Source organism: Streptomyces kebangsaanensis (assembly GCF_001906585.1).
GTDB classification, from domain to species: domain Bacteria; phylum Actinomycetota; class Actinomycetes; order Streptomycetales; family Streptomycetaceae; genus Streptomyces; species Streptomyces kebangsaanensis.
On the sequence record NZ_JUJA01000034.1, the window covers coordinates 32,615 to 37,576 of the forward strand.

Sequence of the window (4,962 nt, forward strand, 5' to 3'; positions counted from 1 at the left end):
GCCGCCGGGACAGCCAGGTTCCCGACCGGGCGGCGGCGCCCGGGGCGGGCCTGCGGTCGTACGGCAGCGGGGTGGGCGCGGCGTAGCCTGCGAGGGCGGCCTTCCAGTGCTCCTCGGCGGCGGCGGTGTCCCGGCCGGCCAGCCAGGCGGCGTAGTCCGCGAAGGGCCGCCGCCGCGGCAGCCGCGGTTCGCCGCCGGCGGCGAGCGCGGCGTGCGCGGCCATCACGTCCGACAGCACGTGGAAGACGCTCCACCCGTCCAGCAGGACGTGGTGGAAGGTCCACAGCACGCGCACCTCGTCGGGGCCGAGCCGGATCAGGGTGACGCGCAGCAGCGGGGGACGGTCCAGGGCGATGCCGCGGGCGCGGTCCTCGTCGAGCAGCCGCCGCAGTTCGGTGTCCCGCCGCGCCGGGTCCAGGCCGCTCCAGTCGAGTTCGGTGACGGGCAGGGTGACGTGGCGGTGCACGGTCTGGAGGGGGACCGGGACCTCGCCCAAGGCCACGGCGGTCCGCAGCACGGGCGTGCGGTCCACGACGTGCTGCCAGGCGGCCGCCAGCAGCCGGGGCTCGCGCACGCCGTCCGCGACGAAGGTGATCTGTTCGGTGTACAGGCCCTCACCGGGTTCGTCCATACCGTGCACGACCATGCCGGTCTGCGTGGGGGTGAGGGGGTAGACGTCCGCCACGTCACGCCCGTCGCCGACCAGCCGGTCCAGGCGGTCCTGGTCGAGGCGGGCCAGCGGGAAGTCCGACGGGGTGCGGCCGCCCGCGCCCGGCTCGGCGCAGTGCCGGACGATCCGCCGCAGCTCCTCCGCCGTCTCCTCGGCGAGGCGTGCGACGGTGTCGCGCCGGTGCACCTGCCGGGAGTACGACCAGGTGAACTCCAGCCGCTCGCCGGTGACCCGGCCGAGGACGTCGATGAGGTGCGGCCGGTCCGCCGAGCGGTCCATGCCGCCGGTCAGTCCGCCGTGGGGCGCGCGCAGCAGACCGTCCTCGGCCGCGCTCCAGTCCTGCTGTCCCAGGTAGTTGAAGCCCACCTGCGGCAGGCCGGGCAGCTCGCGTCCCGCCGTGGGGTGCAGGTGACGCAGCGCGCCGTGGCCCACTCCCCCGCGCGGCACGGCCCGGAGGTTCTCCTTGACCGTCTTCAGCGCGGTCCCCAGGCCGGCGTCGCGGGGCACGTCGAGGCCCACGGGGAACAGGGTGGTGAACCAGCCGACGGTACGGGCGAGGTCGACGTCGTCGAAGAGGTCCTCGCGGCCGTGGCCCTCCAGCGCGATCACCACCCGGTCCTGTCCCGTCCAGCGGGCCAGGACCCGGCCGAGGGCGCACAGCAGGACGTCGTTGACGCGGGTGCGGTAGGCGTCCGGCACGTCCTTCAGGAGCCGGCGGGTGTCCTCGGCGCCGAGGCTCACCGTCACGGTCTCCTCGTCGGCGGCGGTGTTGCCGCCGGTGAGGTCGGTCGGCAGGGCGGTGGGGCGCAGGCCGCTCCAGTGCGCGATCTCGTCGTCGAAACCGCCGTCGGCGGTGTGCGCGGCCAGGCGCCGGGCCCATTCCCGGAAGGAGGTCGTCTTCGGGCCCAGGTCCGGGGTGGCGCCGGCGCGCAGGGCCCGGTGGGCCGTGTCGAGGTCCTCCAGGATCACGCGCCAGGACACCGCGTCGACGACCAGGTGGTGGGCGGCCAGCACCAGGACGGGCGGCCGGTGGTCGTCCGGGCGGCACAGGGCGGCCTTGAGCAGCGGCCCTTGTGCCAGGTCGAACCCGGAGCACAGGCCGGCGGCCACGGCGTCCGGTGTTCCGGGCGTGTCGTGCACCTCGAGGTGCGGCGCGGCGCCGGGCGGGGTGCCGTACTGACGCCACCGTCCGTCGCCGGCCGGTTCACAGCGCATGCGCAGCGCGTCGTGCTGCTCCAGCACCGCCGCGAGGGCGGCGCGCAGCAGCGTTGCGTCGGTGTCGGACGCCACCTCGAAGGAGACCGCCTGGGTGAAGCGGGCCGGGTCGCCGGTGAGGGTGTCGAACAGCCAGTGCTGTACGGGCGTGAGGGGGACGTCCCCGACGACCGGGCCCTGTTCGGCACCGGTCGTCGCGGCCGGGAACTCCTCGGCCGCCGTGGCCAGTTCGGCGACCGTCTGGTGCTGGAAGAGGTGCCGGGGCGTCAGCGCGAGTCCGGCCCGGCGGGCGGCGGAGACGATCCGGATGCCGAGGATGGAGTCGCCGCCGAGCGCGAAGTAGTTGTCCGTCGCGCCCACGTCGGCCACGCCCAGCACCTCGGACCAGATCGCGGCGAGCGTCCGCTCGGTGGCGGTGCGCGGCGGCCGGGTGCCCTCCGTGGTGGCGGCGGCCGACCACACCGGTTCGGGCAGGGCCCGCCGGTCCAGCTTGCCGGTGGCGCCCAGCGGCAGCCGCTCCAGCTCCACCACGACCGCCGGTACCAGGTGGTCGGGCAGCGTCCGGGCGAGGAAGGCGCGCAGGTCGGCCGGTACCGGGGCGTCGCCGCCGCGGGGCACGGCGTAGCCCACGAGGCGTTTGTGGCCGTCGTGTTCCACGACCCGGGCGGCGGACGCGGCCACCCGCGGGTGCCGGGCCAGCGCGGCCTCCACCTCGCCGAGCTCGATGCGGAAGCCGCGCACCTTCACCTGGTCGTCGGTCCGGCCGAGGTACAGCAGGTCGCCGTCGGCCGTCCAGCGGACCAGGTCGCCGGTGCGGTACATGCGGCTGCCGGGCGGGCCGAAGGGGTCGGCGAGGAAACGGGACGCGGTCAGGCCCGGCCGGTTCAGGTAGCCGCGGGCCACGCCGGTCCCGGCCAGGTACAGCTCGCCGGGCGCCCCGACGGGCACGGGGCGCATGCGGGCGTCGAGGACGTAGGCGCGGGCGCCGCCGACGGGCCGGCCGATGGGCGGGTCCCGGTCGGGGTCCGCCGGGTCACAGGTGAAGGCGGTGGCGTAGACGGTGGCCTCGGTGGGGCCGTAGATGTTCATGACCCGGCAGCCCGGGACCGCCGCGCGCACCTGGCGGACGGCGCGGGCGGGCAGCGCCTCGCCGGCCAGGACGACGGTGTCGGCCGTGACGTGCACGGTGTCCTCGGCCAGCAGGCGGTCCAGGGCGGAGGGGACGGCGCTGAGCAGTCCGGCACGCCACGGCCCGGGCCGTTCGGCGAGGGCCAGCAGGTCGCGGACGACCTCGACGCGGCCGCCCGCCAGCAGCGGCGAGAGGATCTCGAACACCGAGACGTCGAAGGTGAGCGACGTGGAGGCCACCAGGTGGGAGAGCCCGCGACCGGTGAACTCGGCGGCGGCCCAGTCGGTCAGCGCCACCACCGAGGCGTGGGGGACGACGACGCCCTTGGGCCGGCCGGTGGAGCCGGAGGTGTGGATGACGTAGGCCGGGTGGTCCGGCAGCAGCCTGCCGCTCCGCTCGCCGTCACCCACGGGGGCGGCGGACGCGGCGGCCAGGCGCCCGGCGCAGGCCGGATCGTCCAGGGCGATCCGCGTGTACGGGCCGTCCGGCAGCCGCGCGGAGGTCTCCGCGCGGGTGATCACCGCGTCGGGCCGCACGTCCTCGAAGAGGAACGCGATGCGCTCCGCCGGATGGCCGGGGTCGACCGGGAGGTAGGCGGCGCCGCTCTTGAGGACCGCGAGGAGCGCCACGACCAGGTCGGCGGTGCGGGGCAGGGCCAGCGCGACGAACCGCTCCGGTCCGGCCCCGGCCTCGATCAGGAGGCGGGCCAGCCGGTTGGCGCGCTCGTCGAGCTGCCGGTACGTGAGGTGCTCGGCGCCGGCGGTCACGGCCGGGGCGTCGGGGGTGCGGGCGGCCTGTGCCGCGAAGGCGTCCGGGAGGGTGCGGTGCGGCGGCCCCGCCACCGGTCCCGCGAGCCGGTCCAGCAGGCGGCGTCCGTCGTCCGGTTCGAGCACCGGCAGGTCGGCCAGGCGGTGGTCGGCGCCGTCGGCGATCCGCGTCAGCAGGGTGCGCAGGCTCGCGCCGAGCCCTTCGACGGTGGCGGCGTCGAAGGCCGCCGGGTCGTAGTCGAGGGACACCGTCACGTCGTCGCCGGGGGCGACGACCACGCCGAGCGGGTAGTTGGTCGGCTCCAGGTCGCGTTCCTGCTCGACGGCGAGCCCGTGCCGGGCCAGGGCGCCCTCGTCGAACGGATAGTTCTCGAAGACGACGATGCTGTCGAACAGGTTGGTGCCGCCGGGCACCTCGCTCCAGGTCTGCAACTGGGCGAGGGAGACGAAGTCGTGGCGCCGGGCCTCCGACTGGGCGGCCTGCACCTCGCGCAGCCACTCCAGCAGGGGGCGCCTGCCGTCGATCCGCAGCCGGGTGGGCAGGGTGTTGATGAACAGGCCCACCATGGAGGTCACGCCGGGCAGTTCGGCCGGGCGGCCGGACACGGTCGTGCCGAAGACGACGTCGTCACCGCCGCCGTAGTGGTGCAGCAGCAGCCCCCAGGCGCCCTGGAGCACCGTGTTGACGGTCAGCCCGGCCCGCTGCGCGGTCTCCTTCAGCCGCGCCGACACCTCCCGCCCGAGGGCCACCCGGACCGTTCCCGACGAGGACGTGCGGTGGGCCCCGGCGGGGCGCCGGTCGCGCGGCAGTGCGGTGGGGACGGCGAACCCGGCGAGGGTCTCGCGCCAGTGGCGCTCCGCACGGCCGGTGTCCTGGGCGGCCAGCCACCGCAGGTAGCCGGCGAAGGGCGCCCGGTCGGGCACCCGCGGGCGGTGTCCGGCGGTCAGGGCCGCGTACCGCTCGCACACCTCGTCGAACACCTGGGCCGCGCTCCAGCCGTCGAGCAGGACGTGGTGGAACGTCCACACCATGCGCACCCGGTCCGGTGCCAGGCGGATCAGCGCGAGCCGCATGAGCGGGGCCGCGCCGAGGTCGATCCCGGCCCGCCGGTCCGCCTCCAGCAGCGCCTCCATCTCCCGCGCGCACCGCTCGGCGGGCCGCCCGGACCAGTCGTGGTGGG

1 protein-coding gene is annotated in these 4,962 nt (G+C 76.2%); it reads right to left on the bottom strand.

Annotated features, from left to right (window positions below; all coding sequences use genetic code 11):
* A partial coding sequence (locus tag RH94_RS42315) for a non-ribosomal peptide synthetase (protein WP_234425525.1) occupies positions 1 to 4,962 on the bottom strand: 4,962 nt, incomplete at both ends.